A 16,368-nucleotide genomic window follows, 5' to 3' on the forward strand; every position below is an offset into this window, starting at 1 on the left:
GCCGCCACGGGCGGCGCGGCCCCGCCCGCGGCCGCGGCGCCCGCGCCCAAGGCCCCCGGGGTCCCCGGGGTCCCCGGCAAGGTCCCGAACCTGGCGCCGGGCGCCCGCGGGCTCACCCCGGTGTTCGAGCGGGCCCGCGGCACGACGGACAAGACGGTGGCCCTCACCTTCGACGCCGACATGACCGCCGACCAGGGCCCCCGCGCGGCCCGCGGGGAGCACTTCGACAACCCCGGCCTGATCGCCGCGCTGCGGTCCCTGAAGGTGCCCTCCACCGTGTTCATGACCGGGCGCTGGGCCGAGGAGTACCCCGACCAGGCCCGGGCCATCGGCACCGACCCGAACTTCGAGATCGCCAACCACTCCTACAGCCACTACGCCTTCAAGAGCCCCTGCTACGGGCTGCCCCGGCTGGACGGGGCGGCGGCGCGGGCCGATGTGGACCGGGCGTTCGAGGCGTTCAGGACGGCGGGCGCCCGGAACGTGGTCCCGTACTTCCGGTTCCCCGGCGGCTGCTACGACGAGCGGGCGCTGCGCGCCCTGTCCACCGCCCGGGTGACGGCCGTGCAGTGGGACGTGGTCAGCGGGGACGCCTTCGCGGAGGACGGGGAGGCCGTGGCCCGGCAGGTGCTGGACGGGGTGCGACCGGGCTCGGTGGTGGTGCTGCACTGCACGCGCAGCGCGGCCCCGGTCACCGAGCAGGCGGTCCGCCGGATCGTGCCGGAGCTGCGGGCCCGCGGGTACCGGTTCGTGAAGGTCTCCGAGCTCGTCGGCACGTAGCCGGACCACGGGGCGGGCGGGGCGACGGGAGGGGTGCGCGGGGCGACGGGGGCTCCCCGCCCCGCGCGCCTCCCTCGCGCCTTCCCCGCCCCGCCGCTCTCCCGGCCCCCGCCCGTCGCGGGTGGGCCGCGGCTCAGCCGGTGGTGTGCTCGCGGGCCTCGCTCGGGCGGACGATCACGAAGCCCTCGCCCTGGAGCATCAGTTGGACGGCCTCCCCGGAACCGCCCCGGATCATCGAGCCCACCGACTGGGAGCGGTGCAGCCCGGTGGTGAGCCGAGCGCTCCAGCCGACCACGGCGTCGGTGTCCACGTACACCGGGAGGTCCGGGGTGACGGGGATGACGATCGGGTTGCCGTCGCAGATCACGGCCAGCTTGCCGTGGCCGGTGAACACGCTGTTGAACAGGCCGCCGCCGGCCGCGCCGGCGCCCTTGACCGTCCTGATCTCGTAGGACAGCGTCGGGTCGAAGCAGAGGACGTTGCGGCCGTTGACGGTCAGGGCGTCGCCGGGCTCCAGCTCCACGATGAAGCAGTTGGCGGCCTCGTGCGCGAACCAGGCCTCGCCCCGACCGCGCACCGACATCAGCGGCAGGCCCTCGCCGGTGACGGCCCGCTTGAGCATCCCGCCGATGCCCTGGCCCTTGCGCTCGAACTGCAGGCTGCCCCGGTAGGCGATCATCGAGCCCTGCCGGGCCAGCACCTCGCCGTCGACGGCGTACTTCACGGACTTGGCGTTCTGGAGGGTCATACCGGGCGCTGCCGCGGGTCGGACCAGGTTCCCCTCGGAGAACAGATCGCTCTTCATGCTCCGATCCTCACCCGGGCGGGCGGGTCCCCGGATCATCCTCAGGTCGGAACCCGCAGGCCCCGGAGTCCTCCTCCGGGACCGCCGGCAGACTTGGCCGGATGAGCGACCAGCACGGGACCGGCCCGTCCCCCACCACCACCGCGACCCCCGCCCCGGCCCTTCGGGACGGCACCCCCGGTTCCCCGGGGGCGGACCTGCCGCAGGACAAGGCCGACATGCGCGCGGCGGCCCGGGACGCGGCCCCCCAGTTCGTCCTGCCCCTGGTGGTGCGGATCGAGAAGGCGGAGCCGCCCGCGCGGACGGACGCGCTCCGGACCGCCGCCCGGGCGGTGCTGGTGCTGCTCTCCGACGAGCGGTCCCGGGGCGAGGGGGAATGGGCCGAGCGGGTCCGGGACTGGGAGGACGCCCGGATCCGGAAGGTGGTGCGCCGGGCCCGCGGGGCGGAGTGGCGCAAGGCGGGTGAACTGCCGGGTGTGACCGTGCACGGTGACACGTCACAGGTGCGGGTGTTCCCTCCGGTGCCCCTGGACGGCTGGCCCAAGGAGCTGGCCAAGCTCCAGGTGTCCGGGACCGACCTCGACGACCCGGAACCCCCGGGGCCCGTCCCGGCGGGCCTGCCGGTGCTCTGGTTCAACCCCGAGCTCGACATGTCGGCGGGCAAGGCGATGGCACAGGCGGGCCACGCGGCGCAGTTGGCCTGGTGGGAGCTGACCGCGGCGGAGCGGGCCGCCTGGCGGGCGGACGACTTCGCCCTCGCGGTGCGCACGGCCGCCCCCGACCGGTGGGCCGAACTGACCGCGAGCGGGCTGCCGCTGGTCCGGGACGCCGGATTCACCGAGATCGCCCCCGGCTCCTGCACGGTGGTCGCCGACCACCCGGCGCTCCGCGCCCGCGCCCACGTCACGGGCACCGGCACCGGCACCGGCACCGGCACCGACTGAGCGGGCCGCGCCCGGCGGACCGGCCGGATCCGCCGCAGGCTCCGGATCCCTCGGACCCGTCGGATCCGCTGCCCCGGCGGTGAAACCTCAAATGTTGCTCTGAACGTCCTCCTCCGGGGGTTCGGCGGCCCTCCGCCGGGTCATCACACCGGCACGGTTCACCGGGGGAGGTACGAAGAGATGAAGCCCATGGCACCACTGGGGGTGGGGATCGGCTGGCGGCCGGAGATCGCGGAGGCGATCGAGCGGCTGCCCGGCCTGGACTGGGTGGAGGTGGTGGCGGAGAACCTCTGCCCCGGCCACCTGCCCGAGTCCCTGCGACGCCTGATCGACCGGGGCGTGACGGTCGTGCCGCACGGGGTCTCGTTGGGCCTGGGTGGCGCGGACCGTCCGGACCCGGCGCGCCTGGCGGCCCTCGCGGAGCGGGCGGTGGTGTTGGGGGCGCCGCTGGTCACCGAGCACATCGCGTTCGTCCGGGCGGGCGGGGAGCTGACCGCCTCCCCGGCGCTGGAGGCCGGACACCTGCTGCCGGTGCCCCGCACCCGGGACGCGCTGGCCGTGCTCTGCGAGAACGTCCGCATCGCCCAGGACGCCCTTCCCGTGCCGCTGGCCCTGGAGAACATCGCCGCGCTGTTCTCCTGGCCCGGGGAGGAGCTGTCGGAGGGGCGGTTCCTGGCCGAGCTGGTGGAGCGCACCGGGGTCCGGTTGCTGATCGACGTGGCGAACCTGCACACCAACCGGGTCAACCGCGGGGAGGACCCCCTCGCGGTCCTGGACGCGCTGCCGCCGGAGGCGCTGGCCTACGTGCACGTGGCGGGCGGGGTGGAGCGGGACGGGGTCTGGCACGACACCCACGCGCACCCGGTGCCCCCGCAGGTGCTCGCCCTGCTGACGGCGCTGGCCGCCCGGATCCCGCCCGCCGGGGTCCTGCTGGAGCGGGACGACGCCTTCCCCGCGGAGGCGGAGCTGGCCGCCGAGCTGGAGGCGGTACGGACGGCCCTGGCCGCGGCGCCCGCGCCGGCCGTCGCGCCCACCACTCCGGCCGCCGGGACCACCGGGGCCACCGGGGCCGGCGAGGGTGCCGAGGGGGCCCGGACCGCCCCGGGCGCCCGTGTGCCGGCCGCCGTCGGCGCGGGCCCCGGCGGGTCCTCCCCCGCCGCGCGGGTCCCCGCCGGCGCGACGACGCTCCCCGCACCACCCGCGGCGCCCGCGCCTCCCGCCCGCCCCGCCTCGGCCGGGTCGGCGGTGCGGGCCGGTGTCGCCGTGTCCCAGGCCGCGCTGCTCTCGGCGCTGGTGGCCGGCACCCCGGTGCCCGAGGGCTTCGACGCCCGGCGGATCCGGGTCCAGGCCCGGGCGCTCGCCGCCAAACGGGCCGACGTGATCGCCAAGGTGGCCCCGGAGCTCCCGGAGATCCTCGGCGCCGGCTACCGGGACGCCTTCCTCGACTACGCCACCGGCCACCCGATGACCGGGGGGTACCGGCGCGACGCGCTCGACTTCGCGGCGCACCTGCTGCTCGCCGGCGCGCCCGGGGACCCGGCCGCGCACCGGGCGCTGACCCACTGGTGGGAGGACCGCAGCGGTCCCCGTCCCCCCGGACGGGTCCGCCGCCTGAAGCGCCGCGCCCTGGCCGCCGTGGGGCGGTGGGCGGCGTGAACCTCCTCGTCCCGGCCCTGCTCTGGGCGGCCGTACTGCTCTCCACCACCGGCCTCGCCCTCGGCCTGGCCCGGTCCCGCCGGACCCCCGGCGGGACCCACCCCGGGCCCCTGCGCGAGCTCTCCGAGGCCGCCTTCCTCTCCGGTGGCCCCCGGCGGGTCGTGGACACCGCGGTGGTCGGGCTGTGCCTGGACGGCCGGATGATGACCGGCGGGCCCGGCGCGGTGCAGGTCCGGTCCGGGGCCCGGGCCGCGGATCCCGCCGAACGGCTGCTGCTCTCCCTTTACTCCTCCGGTCCCGGTGGCTCGCTGGACCTGCTGCGGGGCCTCGCCATGACCGACCCCGTCGTGCAGGAGACCGGGGACGGGCTCGCCGCCCGCGGGCTCCTCACGGCTCCGGGCAGCACGGCCGGGCCCCGGCGCTGGGCCACCGCGCAGATCGTGTGCTGCCTGCTCGCGGTGCCGGTGCTGTTCGTCCTGGTGATCGTGCGGGCGGCCACGGCCGACCCGCTCGAAGGCCCCTCCGCCTCCGGGTTCCTCGCCTTCTTCCTGTCGGCCCCGGCCGTGTTCGCCGGCTTCGTCGCCGGCGCGGTGCTGCGGGTGGCCTCGGTCCGGCGGATCACCCCCGCCGGGCGCCGGGCCCTGGCCGCGTACCGGGCGGCCCACGCGGGCTCGACCGACCCGCGGGTGCTGATCGCGCTCCAGGGTCCCCGGGGGGTGGCCGACCCGCTGCTGCGGGCCCAGCTCCTGCGGCAGCCGCTGCGGACCAGCGCCGGCGGACGGACCGGCGCGGCCGCGCACCGCTCCTCGGACCACGACTCCTGCGGGAGCACGGTCCCCGAGGTGCTGTGGTGCGCGGGCGGGTCCGGAGGCGGCGGTGGAGGCTGCGGCGGCGGGTCGGGCTGCGGCTCTTCCGGGGGGAGTTGCGGCTCCTCTGGCTCCAACTGCGGTTCCTCAAGCTCCAGTTGCGGATCTTCCGGTTCCAGCGGCACTTCCAGTTGCGGGAGTTCGTCCGGTTCGAGCTGCGGAAGCAGCGGTTCCTGATCACGGGACCGTCACGAGCTGCTCACACCTTCGCGGGCGGGCCCGGGCGGCCCCCACGGGCCGGGTAGAACGACGGCCATGTTCTGGATCCCCCTGCTCCTGGTGGCCTGGACGGGGGCGCTGCTCGCGTGCACCCGCCTGCTGCGGGCCGCGACCGGCGCCGCCGACCGGGCCGCGCGCGAGGCGGAGGCCCGCGCCGGCGTCCCCGACGACGGGTCCGGCCGGGCCGAGCTGACCCTCTACGAGGCCGCGTACCTGGCGGGCGGCCCGCAGCGGGTGGCCGTGCTGGTGCTGCTGTCGATGCAGCGCCGGCGCCGGCTGCTGCTGGCGCACACCGGCTGGGCCACGGTGGTGGACCCGGTGGGCCGGGACCCGTTGGAGCGCTCCCTGCTCGGCGCCTTCGGCCCGGACGGGCAGCTCCCGGTCAGTTCGGCGCGGTCCGCCGTCGCGGCCGGTCCCGCCGTCCGCGCGCTGGGCGACCGGCTCGGAGCGGCCGGGCTGGCCGTACCGGAGGAGGAACGCGTCGGCTACGTCGAGGGGGTCCGGTCGGTGCGGCTGTCCTCCCTCCTCACCACCGCCCTGGCCGCCCTGGCGCTGGCCCTGCCGCCGCCCGACGCGGACCGCACCCTGCTGCTGTGCTGGTTCTCCCTGCCGCTCATCCTGACCCTGTGCTGCCTGGGGATCTCCCGGTTCGACGGCTCGCCCCGGTCCTCCTGGGCCTCCCCCGCCGGACAGCGGCTGCTGACCGGGCTGGCTGAGCGGAGCCGGGACCGCCCGGACCCGGAGCGGGGGTACCTGACGGCGGTCGCCGTGCGCGGGGAGGCGGCGGTCACCGACCCGGGGCTGCGGGCGGCGCTGTCCGGCGGCCGGGCGGACCCGACGGCGCACGGGGGTCGTTGACGCCGACACCCGCCCGACCTCCTTTACTTCTCCCCGCCGCCCACCCAGCATCCCTTTCCTCAGCTGATCCGATGAAAGGCCCGGGATGCGGCAGACCCTCCGGCAGGCGGCCGTCCTCACGGCCCTGTCGCTCACCCTCGGCGGCACCCTCCCGGCCCACGCGGCCGGCCCGCACCGCACCACCACCGCCCCGCCCGCCGCCGGGACCGCGCCCGCCCTCGCACCGGCCCTCGCGCCCGCCGCCGATCCGTACCCCGCCGAACGCGCCGGAGCCGAGACCTCCGCCCGCCGCGCGGCCGCCGCCGGACTGGCCTTCGGCCCCTGCCCCGCCGCCGAGCAACTGCCCGGGGCGGTCCGCTGCGCCCTGCTCACCGTGCCCCTGGACTACGCCCGCCCGGACGGCCCCCGCATCCGCCTCACCGTGAGCCGCACCCCCGCCACCGGTCCGCGCGCCGCCCGCCAGGGCGCCCTCGTGTACAACCCCGGCGGCCCCGGCGGCTCCGGCATGTACTTCCCCGCCCTGGCCCGGTACCCCGAGTGGGAGCGCACGGCCGCCGCCTACGACCTGGTCGGCTACGCCCCGCGCGGGGTGGGTCGCTCCGCCCCGCTGTCCTGCCAGGACCCGGCCGCTTTCGCCGCCTCCCCCACGCGCACCGAGCAACGGCCCACCGAGGCGTTCAAGAAGAGCCGGATCGCGGCGGCCCGGGCCTACGCGCAGGGCTGCGCCCGCCGCACCGGCCCGGCCCTGGCGCACTACACCACCCTCGACAACGCCCGTGACCTGTACGTGCTGCGGGCCGCCCTGGGCGAGCGGAAGCTGAACTTCGTCGGAGCCTCCTACGGCACCTACTTCGGCGCCGTCTTCGCCACCCTCTACCCCGACCGGGTCCGGCGCATGGTCTTCGACTCCGCCGTGAACCCCGACCCGGCCCGGATCTGGTACGGCAACAACCTCGACCAGTCCCTGGCCTTCGAAGGCCGCTGGCGGGACTTCCTGGCCTGGACGGCCCGGCACCACTCCGTCTACCGGCTGGGCCGCACCCCGGAGGCGGTGCGGGCGAGCCACGAGAAGGTGCGCGCCGCCCTCGAACGGCGGCCCGCCCGCGGGCCCGGCGGCACCGTCGGCACCGGCGAGCTCCAGTCCGCGCTGCTGCGGGCCGCGTACTACGACGAGTACTGGCCGCTGCGCGCCTCGGCCCTCGCCGCCTTCCTGCGCGGGGACCCGCAGCCGCTGGTCTCCCAGGCCGCCCCGGACCCGGAGACGGCGGCCGAGGACGAGAACGCCACCGCGGTGTACACGGCGGTGCTGTGCAACGACGCGCCCTGGCCCCGGGAGTGGAAGGTGTGGGACCGGGACAACACGGCACTGGCCCGCCGGGCCCCGTTCGAGACCTGGGACAACGTCTGGACGAACCTGCCCTGCGCGCACTGGCCGGGTCGGGCCCCCCGGAAACCGGTGGACGTGCGGACCGGGGCGGGGGCGCTCCCGCACACGCTGATCGTGGCGGCGGAGCGGGACGCGGCCACCCCGTACGCCGGCGCGAAGGAGCTCCAGCGGCGGCTGCACGGGGCCGCGCTGGTCACGGAGAGGGGGGCGGGGACCCACGGGGTGGTGGGCGGCCGCAACGCCTGCGTGGACCGCCACGTGGAGCGCTACCTGCTCACGGGGCGCATCCCGGGATGGCGGGTCGACTGCGCGCCGCATCCGGAGCCCGCACCGGTGTCGCTGGACCGGCGGGCGGCAGCGCCCTCCCTGAGGGCACCCTCGCGGGGCGAGGGCGTGCTGCCGCCGGCCGTCTGAACTTCCGGGCGGGGTCCGGCTGCGTCGTTTCGGGGGCAGGGCCTCCCGATCCACCGGAGGCAGTCGGTCCTCCGGTCCGTCCCCCCAGGGGAGGTCTCAGGCGAGCCCGGCCACCAGATCGGCGACGGACTTGCGGCGCCCGGTGTAGAAGGGCACCTCCTCGCGCACGTGCATCCGGGCCTCGGAGGCCCGCAGGTGGCGCATCAGGTCCACGATCCGGTACAGCTCGTCGGCTTCGAAGGCCAGCAGCCACTCGTAGTCGCCCAGGGAGAAGGAGGCCACGGTGTTGGCGCGGACGTCGGGGTAGCCGCGGGCCATCTTGCCGTGGTCGGCGAGCATCCGGCGACGGTCCTCGTCGGGCAGCAGGTACCAGTCGTAGGAGCGCACGAACGGGTAGACGCTCACGTACTCGCGGGCCACCTCGTCGGCCAGGAAGGCCGGGATGTGCGACTTGTTGAACTCCGCGGGCCGGTGCAGGGCCATGTTCGACCAGACCGGCTCCAGCGCGCGGCCCAGACGGGTGCGGCGGAACAGGTTGTAGGCGGTCTGGAGCTCGTCCGCCGTCTCGGCGTGCCACCAGATCATGACGTCCGCGTCGGCGCGCAGGCCGGAGACGTCGTAGGTACCGCGGACGGTGATGTCCTTCGCGGCGAGCTGGTCGAAGAGCTCCTGCACCTCGTCGGCGAAGCCGGCGCGGTCCTCGGGGAGCACGTCCCGCAGCTTGAAGACAGACCACAGCGTGTAGCGGATGACCTCGTTGAGGTCCTTGGCCTTCTTCCCCGCGTTGGGGATCTTCTCAGGTGCAGTCATGTGCCTATTGTCCCGTGTCCGCGTCGGTGCTCTTCGCCAGGGTGCCCGTGATCGCGTCCGCGGCCTTCCGGGCGCTGGAGACCACGGCCGGGACGCCCACCCCGTCGTAGAGGGCCCCGCACACCTCCAGGCCGGGAACGGCCGCCACCGCGGCCCGGATCCGGGCCACCCGCTCCAGGTGTCCCACCGGGTACTGCGGCAGTCCGCCGTCCCAGCGGGTGACCGTCGAGGCCACCGGTCGGGCGGTCAGCCCCACGGCCGCGCCCAGGTCGGTGAGGGAGGCGGCGACCAGGTCGACGTCGTCCCGCTCGAGGTCGGCCTCGTCCCCGTGCCGGCCCACCGAGGTGCGCAGCAGGAACAGCTCCGGCTCCTCGCGGCCCGTCCAGGCCCACTTGTTGCTGGAGAAGGTGGACGCCTTGATGGTGCGGCCGTCGACGGGCGGGACCAGGAAGCCGCTGCCGGCGCCGGGGCCGGTGAGGGACTCCGGGAGCTCGGAGCGCCGGAAGGCGAGGGTGACCAGGGCCATGGAGGCGTACTCGACGGCCTCCAGTTCGCCGGCGGCGGCGGGCGCGACCCCGGCCAGCAGCCGGGCGGCGGGACCGGCGGGCACGGCGAGGACCACCGCGTCGGCGGTCAGCACGGCCCCGTCGGAGGTCAGGGCGCGCCAACCGGCCGCGGTGCGGGCCAGTTCCCGGACGGCGGTGCCGGTGCGCAGGTCGGCGCCGGCGGCCCGGCAGGCCTCGGCGACCGCGAGGGGAAGGCGGCCGATGCCGCCCTCGATGCCCTGGAACACCGGTCCACCGGCCTGCGGGGCCGCGGCGGCGCGGCGCTGCACGGCGCGGACCCCCTCTGCGAGGCTGCGGTGGGTGCGGGCGGCCTCGAACAGCTGGGGCACGGCGGCCCGCAGGGAGATGCGGTACGCGTCGCCCGCGTAGACCCCGCCGAGCAGCGGCTCCACCAGCCGGTCCACGACCTCGCGGCCGAGCCGGGCGGCGACGAAGGCGCCCACGGCCACGTCCTCCCCCACCTCGGTGGCGGGGAGTTCGGCGTCGCGGGCGGTGCGGCGCAGCCCCTCCTCGCTGAGCACGCCGGAGGCGGCGAGGAGACCGAGGTCCCCGGGGACTCCCATCACGTGTCCGGCGGGCATGGGGCGCAGGGCCCCGCGGGTCCACAGGGTGGCGGTGGCGGTGGCGGGCGGTCGCAGGGCCTCGCCGAGGCCGACGGCGCGGGCCAGTTCGAGGGCTTCGGGGCGGCGGGCCAGGACGGACTCGGCTCCCAGGTCCACGGCGGCGCCCGCGAGTTCACCGGCGTACAGCTTGCCGCCGAGCCGGGGGCCGGCTTCGAGCAGCACGACCTCGGCGCCCGCGCCGGTCAGCCGGTGCGCGGCGGCCAGGCCGGCGATGCCGCCGCCGATGACGAGGACCCGGCCGGGTGACCGGCCGTCCGGTCCGGCACCCGGTCCGGCGGCCCGGTCCGTACGCATGTCCGCTTCTCGCATGGGGCCATCGTCTCATTTCCGGCGGCGAGTCCCGACCGTGACCCGTTCGGGACCGCTTCGGGACCGGGCGGCGCAACCCGGCGCGGGGGGCCGTACGTCCAAGGGGCACCGGCAGCACCGGACGCGGCACAGCGGGTGCCGGACGTCCGTCCACGGATACGACCTCTCGGGGGGCAGCCCATGCAGCACACCGGTACGACCGGACGGCCCGGAACGACGACGGAGCCCGCCCGCACCGCCGTTGACGCGCCGTCGACCTCGTCGACCGCGCCGGCCCGGCCGGTCGGTGCCGTTCGGGCCCGGCGCGGGGCGGCCCTGGCGGGGGCCCTGTTGACCGGTGCGCTCGTACTGACGGGGTGCGGTGGATCGGACCTGTCGTCCGGCGCCTCCCGGGACGACGCCAAGGCGGCCCCGGAGCGGCAGGGGGCCGACCGGGCCGGCGGGGAGTACGCGACGGGCGCGAAGGGCCCGACGGCGGCCCCCGGGGGCACGGCCCGACCCCCGCAGCCGCGCGCCCACATCATCCGCACGGGCAGCGTGTCGGTGGAGGCGAAGGACGCCCAGGCGGCCCTGACCGCGGCGCGCGCCGCGGCCGTGGACGCGGGCGGGTACGTGGGCAACGAGGCCACCCGGCGGGAGGAGTCGGGCCGGGTGGTGTCCGAACTGACCCTGCGGGTGCCCGCGGACCGCTTCGACACGGTGCTCGCCGGGCTGGAGGGCGGTGGCCGGCTGCTGAGCCGCAAGGTGACCGCGCAGGACGTCACGCGGCAGGTGGTGGACGTGGCCAGCCGGGTCAAGTCCCAGCAGGCGAGCGTGATCCGGGTGCGGGAGATGATGGAACGGGCCTCGGCGCTGAGCGACGTGGTCATGCTGGAGGGCGAGCTGAGCCGGCGCCAGAGCGAACTGGAGGCGCTGCTCGCGCAGCAGGAGGGCCTGAAGGACCAGACGACCCTGGCGACGATCACCCTGTCGGTGTCCGAGCCGGTGAAGGAACCGGTGCGCGAGGAGGAGTCCGGCCCCGGGTTCACGGACGCCCTGGCCGGCGGCTGGGACGCCTTCACGGCCGTGCTGACCTGGATCGTGCTGGTCCTGGGCGCCGTGCTGCCGTTCCTGCTGACGGCCCTGGTGCTGCTGGTCCTGGTGCGTCCGTCCCGGCGGCTGTACCGCCGGGTGCGGCCGGCCCGGGCGCCCCGGGGCCCGGAGCCCTCGCCGGCGGTGAGCGCGGCCCTGTGGCCGCCGCGTCAGGAGGGTGACCCGGTGGAGGCGGCGCGACCGGCCGGCACTGCGGGGCGGGGCGCCGCGGGACCCGCCGGGCAGGCCCCGGCCGGGGACCCGGCGCCGAAGCCCCCGGCCGGCGACTGAGCCTCGCCCGGCCCGCCCGCGCCCGGCCCGCCCGCGGCCGGGGTGGGCGGGACCGGCCCGGCCGGCCCGGACCGCCGTAGCGTGTCCCCGTACCCCGCGGCACCGGTACGCGGGACGGCACGGCGGTGAGAGGGGCGGACGGGATGGCTGTGGAACGGCTCGTGGTGGTGGGAGGGGACGCCGCGGGGATGGCGGCGGCCTCGCAGGCCCGGCGGCTCAGGGGCCCGGAGGAGCTGGAGATCGTGGCCTTCGAACGGACCCGGCACACCTCCTACTCGGCCTGCGGGATCCCCTACTGGGTGGGCGGGCAGGTCACGGGGGCCGAGGAGCTGGTGGCCCGGACCCCGGAGGAGCACCGGGCCCGCGGGATCGACCTGCGGATCCGCACCGAGGTGACGGAGCTCGACCCGGCAGGCCGCCGGGTGCGGGCCCGTGACCTGGAATCGGGCGAGGAGTACTGGACCGGCTACGACCGTCTGGTGCTGGCCACCGGGGCCCGCCCGGTCCGTCCCGCCCTGCCCGGGATCGACGCGGACGGGGTGCACGGGGTGCAGACCCTCGACGACGGGCAGGCCCTGCTGGACACCCTGGAGCGGACCGCCGGCCGCCGGGCCGTGGTGGTCGGGGCCGGCTACATCGGGGTGGAGATGGCGGAGGCCCTGGTCCGCCGCGGCTTCGAGGTGACCGTGCTGCACCGCGGGGATCAGCCGATGTCCACCCTGGACCCGGACATGGGGGCCCTGGTGCACGGCGCCATGAACGCCATGGGGATCCGCACGGTGGCCGGGGCCGAGGTGACGGAGATCCGCACGGAGAAGACCGTCGACGACGGCTCCGGCACCGGGAACGGGACCGGCGGTCGGGTCCGGGAGGTGGTCACCGCCGACGGCACCCGCTACCCGGCGGACGTGGTGGTGCTCGGGATCGGGGTGGAACCGCGGACGGAGCTGGCCCGCGCCGCCGGGCTGCCGCTGGGCCCCTCGGGCGGGTTGCTCACCGACCTGTCGATGCGGGTGCGGGGGTACGAGGACGTGTGGGCGGGCGGCGACTGCGTGGAGGTGCTCGACCTCGTCGCGGGCCGCACCCGGTACGTGCCGCTGGGGACGCACGCCAACAAGCACGGCCAGGTGATCGGTTCGGGGGTGGGCGGCGGGTACGCGACCTTCCCCGGGGTGGTGGGCACGGCCGTCAGCAAGGTCTGCGAGCTGGAGATCGCCCGGACCGGGCTGCGGGAGCGGGACGCGCGGGAGGCCGGGCTGCGGTTCGTGACGGCCGTGATCCGGTCCACGAACACCGCCGGCTACTACCCGGGGGCCGCGGAGATGACGGTGAAGATGCTCGCGGAGCTGCGGACCGGGCGGCTGTTGGGGGTGCAGATCGTGGGCGGCGCGGGTGCGGCGAAGCGGGTGGACGCGGCGGCGGTGGCGCTGACCGCGGGCATGACGGTGGAACAGGTGGTGGCCCTGGACCTGGGGTACGCGCCGCCGTTCTCCCCGGTGTGGGATCCGGTGCTGGTCGCGGCCCGCAAGGCGGTGGCGGCGGTCCGCGCGGCGGGCGCCTGACGGTCCGTCCCGTCGTGCCGCCTTCCGTCGTGCCCTCGTCCCCGACCCGCGTCCGCGACCCGTCCGCCCGGCCGCCCGGCCCGGAAACGCCCGACGCCCGCCGGGCGGGTGCCGGGCGGGCGTCGGAGGGGCGGGCGGTCGCCGGTCAGGCGGTGGCCGCGAGGGCCGTCACGAGGACCGGGGTGACCTGTTCGATCTGCCAGGGCCGGGCGCCGTGCGCGGCCAGGGCCTCGGCCACCGACTCCGGGGTGCGGCGGGCCGGGGGCTCCCAGCACAGCCGGCGCACGGTGTCGGGGGTGATCAGGTTCTCCTGGGGCAGCCGGAGGCGTTCGGCGAGGGCCGAGACCGCGGTGCGGGCCGCCGCCAGGCGGGCCGCGGCGGCCGGGTCCTTGTCGGCCCAGGAGCGGGGCGGCGGCGGGCCGGCCGGGGACTGGCCGGGCAGCGGCAGCTCGTTCTCGGGCAGGGCCTTGGCCCGGTCCACGGCCGCCATCCACTGGTCCAGCTGCCGTCGGCCCATCCGCTGCCCGTAGCCGGGCAGGGCGGACAGGGCGTGCACGTTCACCGGGAGCGCGAGGGCCGCCTCCACGATGGCCGCGTCGCCCAGCACCTTGCCGGGGGACACGTCGCGCCGCTGGGCGATCCGGTCACGGGTGTTCCAGAGCTCGCGGACCACCGCGAGCTGGCGGCGGCGGCGCACCTTGTGCATGCCGGAGGTGCGGCGCCAGGGGTCCTTGCGGGGCGGGGGCGGCGGGGCCGAGGCGATGGCGTCGAACTCCTGCCGGGCCCACTCCAGCTTGCCCTGGCGCTCCAGCTCCTTCTCCAGGGCGTCGCGCAGGTCCACCAGAAGCTCCACGTCCAGGGCGGCGTAGCGCAGCCAGGGCTCGGGGAGCGGGCGGGTGGACCAGTCGACGGCGGAGTGCCCCTTCTCCAGGGCGTAGCCGAGCACGCTCTCGACCATGGCGCCGAGCCCCACGCGGGGGAACCCGGCGAGGCGTCCGGCGAGCTCGGTGTCGAAGAGGGAGCCGGGCACCATGCCTATCTCGCGGAGGCAGGGCAGGTCCTGGGTGGCGGCGTGCAGGATCCATTCGGTACCGGACAGGGCCTCGCCGAGGGCCGACAGGTCGGGGCAGCCGACCGGGTCGATCAGGGCGGACCCCGCTCCTTCACGACGCAGCTGCACCAGGTAGGCGCGCTGGCCGTAGCGGTAGCCGGAGGCGCGTTCGGCGTCCACGGCGACGGGGCCGGTGCCCGCGGCGAAGGCGGCGATGACGCGGGCGAGGGACTCCTCGTCGGCGATCACCGGCGGGATCCCCTCCCGGGGTTCGAGCAGGGGAATCGGCAGCCCATCGGACGGAACCTCGGCGTCCGGGGGGCCGCCCCCGGTGGTGTTGCGCAGTTCTGCTGCGGTCTCTTGGGCGTCGGTCACCTGTCAAGGGTATCCGTGGAAAGCGGGCGCCCGTCGCCGGAACGTTCCGTCGACGGGCGCGAGGGCCTGCCCGGTGGGTGCCGCGGGCGTCCCCCGGGGTGCTCCCCGGCGTCCGCCCGCGGCCGCTCCGGCGGGATCCGCCGGAGCGGACCGGTCAGTGGATGATCCCGGTCCGCAGGGCCACGGCGACCATGCCGGCGCGGTCCCCGGTGCCCAGCTTGCGGGCGATGCGGGCCAGGTGGGACTTGACGGTGAGGGCGGACAGCCCCATGGAGACGCCGATGGCCTTGTTGGACTGGCCCTCGGCGACGAGGCGCAGCACCTCGACCTCACGGCCGGAGAGCTCGCGGTAGCCGCCCGGGTGGCTCGGGGCACCCGGGGGGCGGCGGTGCATACGGGCGGCGGCGGAGCCGATGGGGGCGGCGCCGGGCCGGGTGGGAAGTCCGATGTTGGTGCGCGTACCGGTGACGACGTAGCCCTTGACCCCGCCCGCGAGGGCGTTGCGGACCGCGCCGATGTCATCGGCGGCGGAGAGGGCCAACCCGTTGGGCCAGCCCGCGGCGCGGGTCTCGGAGAGCAGGGTGAGACCGGAACCGTCCGGGAGGTGGACGTCTGCCACGCAGATGTCACGCGGGCTGCCGACCCGGGGACGGGCCTCGGCGATGGAGGACGCCTCGATCACGTCGCGGACCCCGAGGGCCCACAGGTGCCGGGTCACGGTGGAGCGGACCCGGGGGTCGGCCACGACGACCATGGCGGTCGGCTTGTTCGGACGGTAGGCGACCAGGCTTGCGGGCTGCTCGAGAAGAACGGACACCAGGCCTCCTGGGGGAGTGGCGGGACGACCGGCTCGGGGAAGAAGCCGGGGCGAACCGTTGCGGATGGTCACTGACTCCTTCGGCACGTCACCCGCCCGGCTTTAGGGAATGATCACGATTTGGTGAGTAACAATTCGGGCAATTAGGACGCACGATCGATCACGAGACGATCAGAAGCCCGCACCCGGCGCCCGATTCTGACGCTGCGTTACCGTCCCGGGGGTCCGGGGAGGGCCCCTCCCCCGCCGTCGCGGACCCCCGTTCGGCTCCCCGACCAGCGCGGACGGCCCCCGGGCTACGGGTGGTGGGGACCGCGCCGCTGTGGCAGGGAGACCACGGCGGTGTCCATCGGGCCGGTCGGCGGCAGACCCGCGATCTGGCTCAGCAGTTCGCACCAGGCCGACAGGTGCGCGGCGGTGTCGGGCACCCCGCCCACCCCCTCGCGCGGGGTCCAGGAGGCCCGGATCTCGATCTGGGTGGCGGGCCTGCGTTCGGACAGTCCCCCGAAGTAGTGGGAGCTCGCCCGGGTCACGGTGCCGCTCGCCTCCCCGTAGGAGAGCCCGCGCGCGTCCAGCGCCCCGGTCAGCCAGGACCAGGACACCTCGGGGAGCAGCGGGTCGGCGGCCATCTCCGGCTCCAGTTCCGCCCGGACCAGGGTGACCAGGCGGAAGGTGCCGCGCCAGGCGTCGTGCCCGGCCGGGTCGTGCAGCAGGATCAGGCGGCCGTCCGCGAGGTCCTCGTCCCCCTCCACCACGGCCGCCTCCAGGGCGTACGCGTGGGGGGCGAGCCGTTGCGGGGGTTTGGTGGGATCGATCTCGATCCCCGGCCGGAGCCGCGCCTTCCGCAAGCCTTCGACCGCCCTGCGGAACGGGAGTGGGACGGATTCTTCCCTCGCCCCGTCCCTGCCGCCATCTGAAAATCGTCCCTGAGCCGCAGCCATGCGGGGAAGAGTAGGCGGAAGTC

At 76.4% G+C, this 16,368-nt stretch carries 14 protein-coding genes; 8 read left to right on the forward strand and 6 right to left on the reverse strand.

Annotated elements, in window-relative coordinates; all coding sequences use genetic code 11:
* Positions 1 to 780 (forward strand): polysaccharide deacetylase family protein (locus tag ABTZ17_RS23065; protein WP_352197580.1); only part of this gene is annotated, 780 nt, incomplete at its 5' end.
* Between the two features lie 133 nt (positions 781 to 913).
* Here the strand turns inward: ABTZ17_RS23065 and ABTZ17_RS23070 are convergent.
* Positions 914 to 1,585, reverse strand: coding sequence for an AIM24 family protein (locus tag ABTZ17_RS23070; RefSeq protein WP_352197581.1), 672 nt, complete (start codon positions 1,583 to 1,585; stop codon positions 914 to 916).
* 101 nt (positions 1,586 to 1,686) lie between these two features.
* Here ABTZ17_RS23070 and ABTZ17_RS23075 point away from each other — a divergent pair, with 101 nt between their 5' ends.
* From ABTZ17_RS23075 to ABTZ17_RS23095, 5 genes are all read left to right on the forward strand, one after another.
* Positions 1,687 to 2,529 (forward strand): aminoacyl-tRNA hydrolase, encoded by an 843-nt coding sequence (locus tag ABTZ17_RS23075; protein ID WP_502994798.1) that lies wholly within the window; start codon positions 1,687 to 1,689, stop codon positions 2,527 to 2,529.
* 189 nt (positions 2,530 to 2,718) lie between these two features.
* The gene (locus tag ABTZ17_RS23080) at positions 2,719 to 4,185 is read left to right on the forward strand and encodes an MbnB/TglH/ChrH family RiPP precursor modification enzyme (protein WP_352197582.1); all 1,467 of its coding nucleotides are present in this window, start codon (positions 2,719 to 2,721) and stop codon (positions 4,183 to 4,185) included.
* On the forward strand, positions 4,182 to 5,228 hold the full coding sequence (locus tag ABTZ17_RS23085) for a TIGR04222 domain-containing membrane protein (protein ID WP_352197583.1): 1,047 nt from the start codon (positions 4,182 to 4,184) through the stop codon (positions 5,226 to 5,228). Before ABTZ17_RS23080 ends, ABTZ17_RS23085 begins: the two co-directional genes overlap by 4 nt.
* Before the next feature lie 78 nt (positions 5,229 to 5,306).
* On the forward strand, positions 5,307 to 6,128 hold the full coding sequence (locus ABTZ17_RS23090) for a TIGR04222 domain-containing membrane protein (RefSeq protein ID WP_352197584.1): 822 nt from the start codon (positions 5,307 to 5,309) through the stop codon (positions 6,126 to 6,128).
* 85 nt (positions 6,129 to 6,213) lie between these two features.
* Positions 6,214 to 7,929: an alpha/beta hydrolase gene (locus tag ABTZ17_RS23095; RefSeq protein ID WP_352197585.1), complete on the forward strand. Its 1,716-nt coding sequence runs from the start codon at positions 6,214 to 6,216 to the stop codon at positions 7,927 to 7,929.
* A 96-nt stretch (positions 7,930 to 8,025) separates the two neighbouring features.
* On the opposite strand, the gene hemQ is transcribed toward ABTZ17_RS23095, so the two are convergent.
* Positions 8,026 to 8,739 carry a hydrogen peroxide-dependent heme synthase gene (gene hemQ, locus ABTZ17_RS23100; protein ID WP_352197586.1) on the reverse strand — a complete coding sequence of 238 codons (714 nt, stop codon included), beginning with the start codon at positions 8,737 to 8,739 and terminating at the stop codon, positions 8,026 to 8,028.
* A 4-nt stretch (positions 8,740 to 8,743) separates the two neighbouring features.
* Complete coding sequence (gene hemG / locus ABTZ17_RS23105) at positions 8,744 to 10,237, reverse strand: protoporphyrinogen oxidase (protein ID WP_502994799.1); 1,494 nt, start codon at positions 10,235 to 10,237, stop codon at positions 8,744 to 8,746.
* 330 nt (positions 10,238 to 10,567) lie between these two features.
* Here hemG and ABTZ17_RS23110 point away from each other — a divergent pair, with 330 nt between their 5' ends.
* Together ABTZ17_RS23110 and ABTZ17_RS23115 are read left to right on the forward strand one after the other, a co-directional pair.
* Complete coding sequence (locus tag ABTZ17_RS23110; RefSeq protein ID WP_352197587.1) at positions 10,568 to 11,599, forward strand: DUF4349 domain-containing protein; 1,032 nt, start codon at positions 10,568 to 10,570, stop codon at positions 11,597 to 11,599.
* Positions 11,600 to 11,742: 143 nt separating this feature from the next.
* Entirely contained in the window at positions 11,743 to 13,161 is a 1,419-nt protein-coding gene (locus ABTZ17_RS23115) for an FAD-dependent oxidoreductase (protein ID WP_352197588.1), read from the forward strand.
* A 145-nt stretch (positions 13,162 to 13,306) separates the two neighbouring features.
* Here the strand turns inward: ABTZ17_RS23115 and ABTZ17_RS23120 are convergent, their stop codons facing one another.
* From ABTZ17_RS23120 to ABTZ17_RS23130, 3 genes are all read right to left on the reverse strand, one after another.
* Complete coding sequence (locus ABTZ17_RS23120) at positions 13,307 to 14,587, reverse strand: ribonuclease D (RefSeq protein WP_352197589.1); 1,281 nt, start codon at positions 14,585 to 14,587, stop codon at positions 13,307 to 13,309.
* Positions 14,588 to 14,741: 154 nt separating this feature from the next.
* Positions 14,742 to 15,404, reverse strand: coding sequence for a response regulator transcription factor (locus tag ABTZ17_RS23125; protein ID WP_030202492.1), 663 nt, complete (start codon positions 15,402 to 15,404; stop codon positions 14,742 to 14,744).
* Between the two features lie 296 nt (positions 15,405 to 15,700).
* On the reverse strand, positions 15,701 to 16,345 hold the full coding sequence (locus ABTZ17_RS23130; RefSeq protein ID WP_352197590.1) for a DUF3000 domain-containing protein: 645 nt from the start codon (positions 16,343 to 16,345) through the stop codon (positions 15,701 to 15,703).
* Positions 16,346 to 16,368 lie beyond the last annotated feature (23 nt).

The organism is Streptomyces sp. NPDC097619, assembly GCF_040302735.1.
GTDB lineage: Bacteria > Actinomycetota > Actinomycetes > Streptomycetales > Streptomycetaceae > Streptomyces.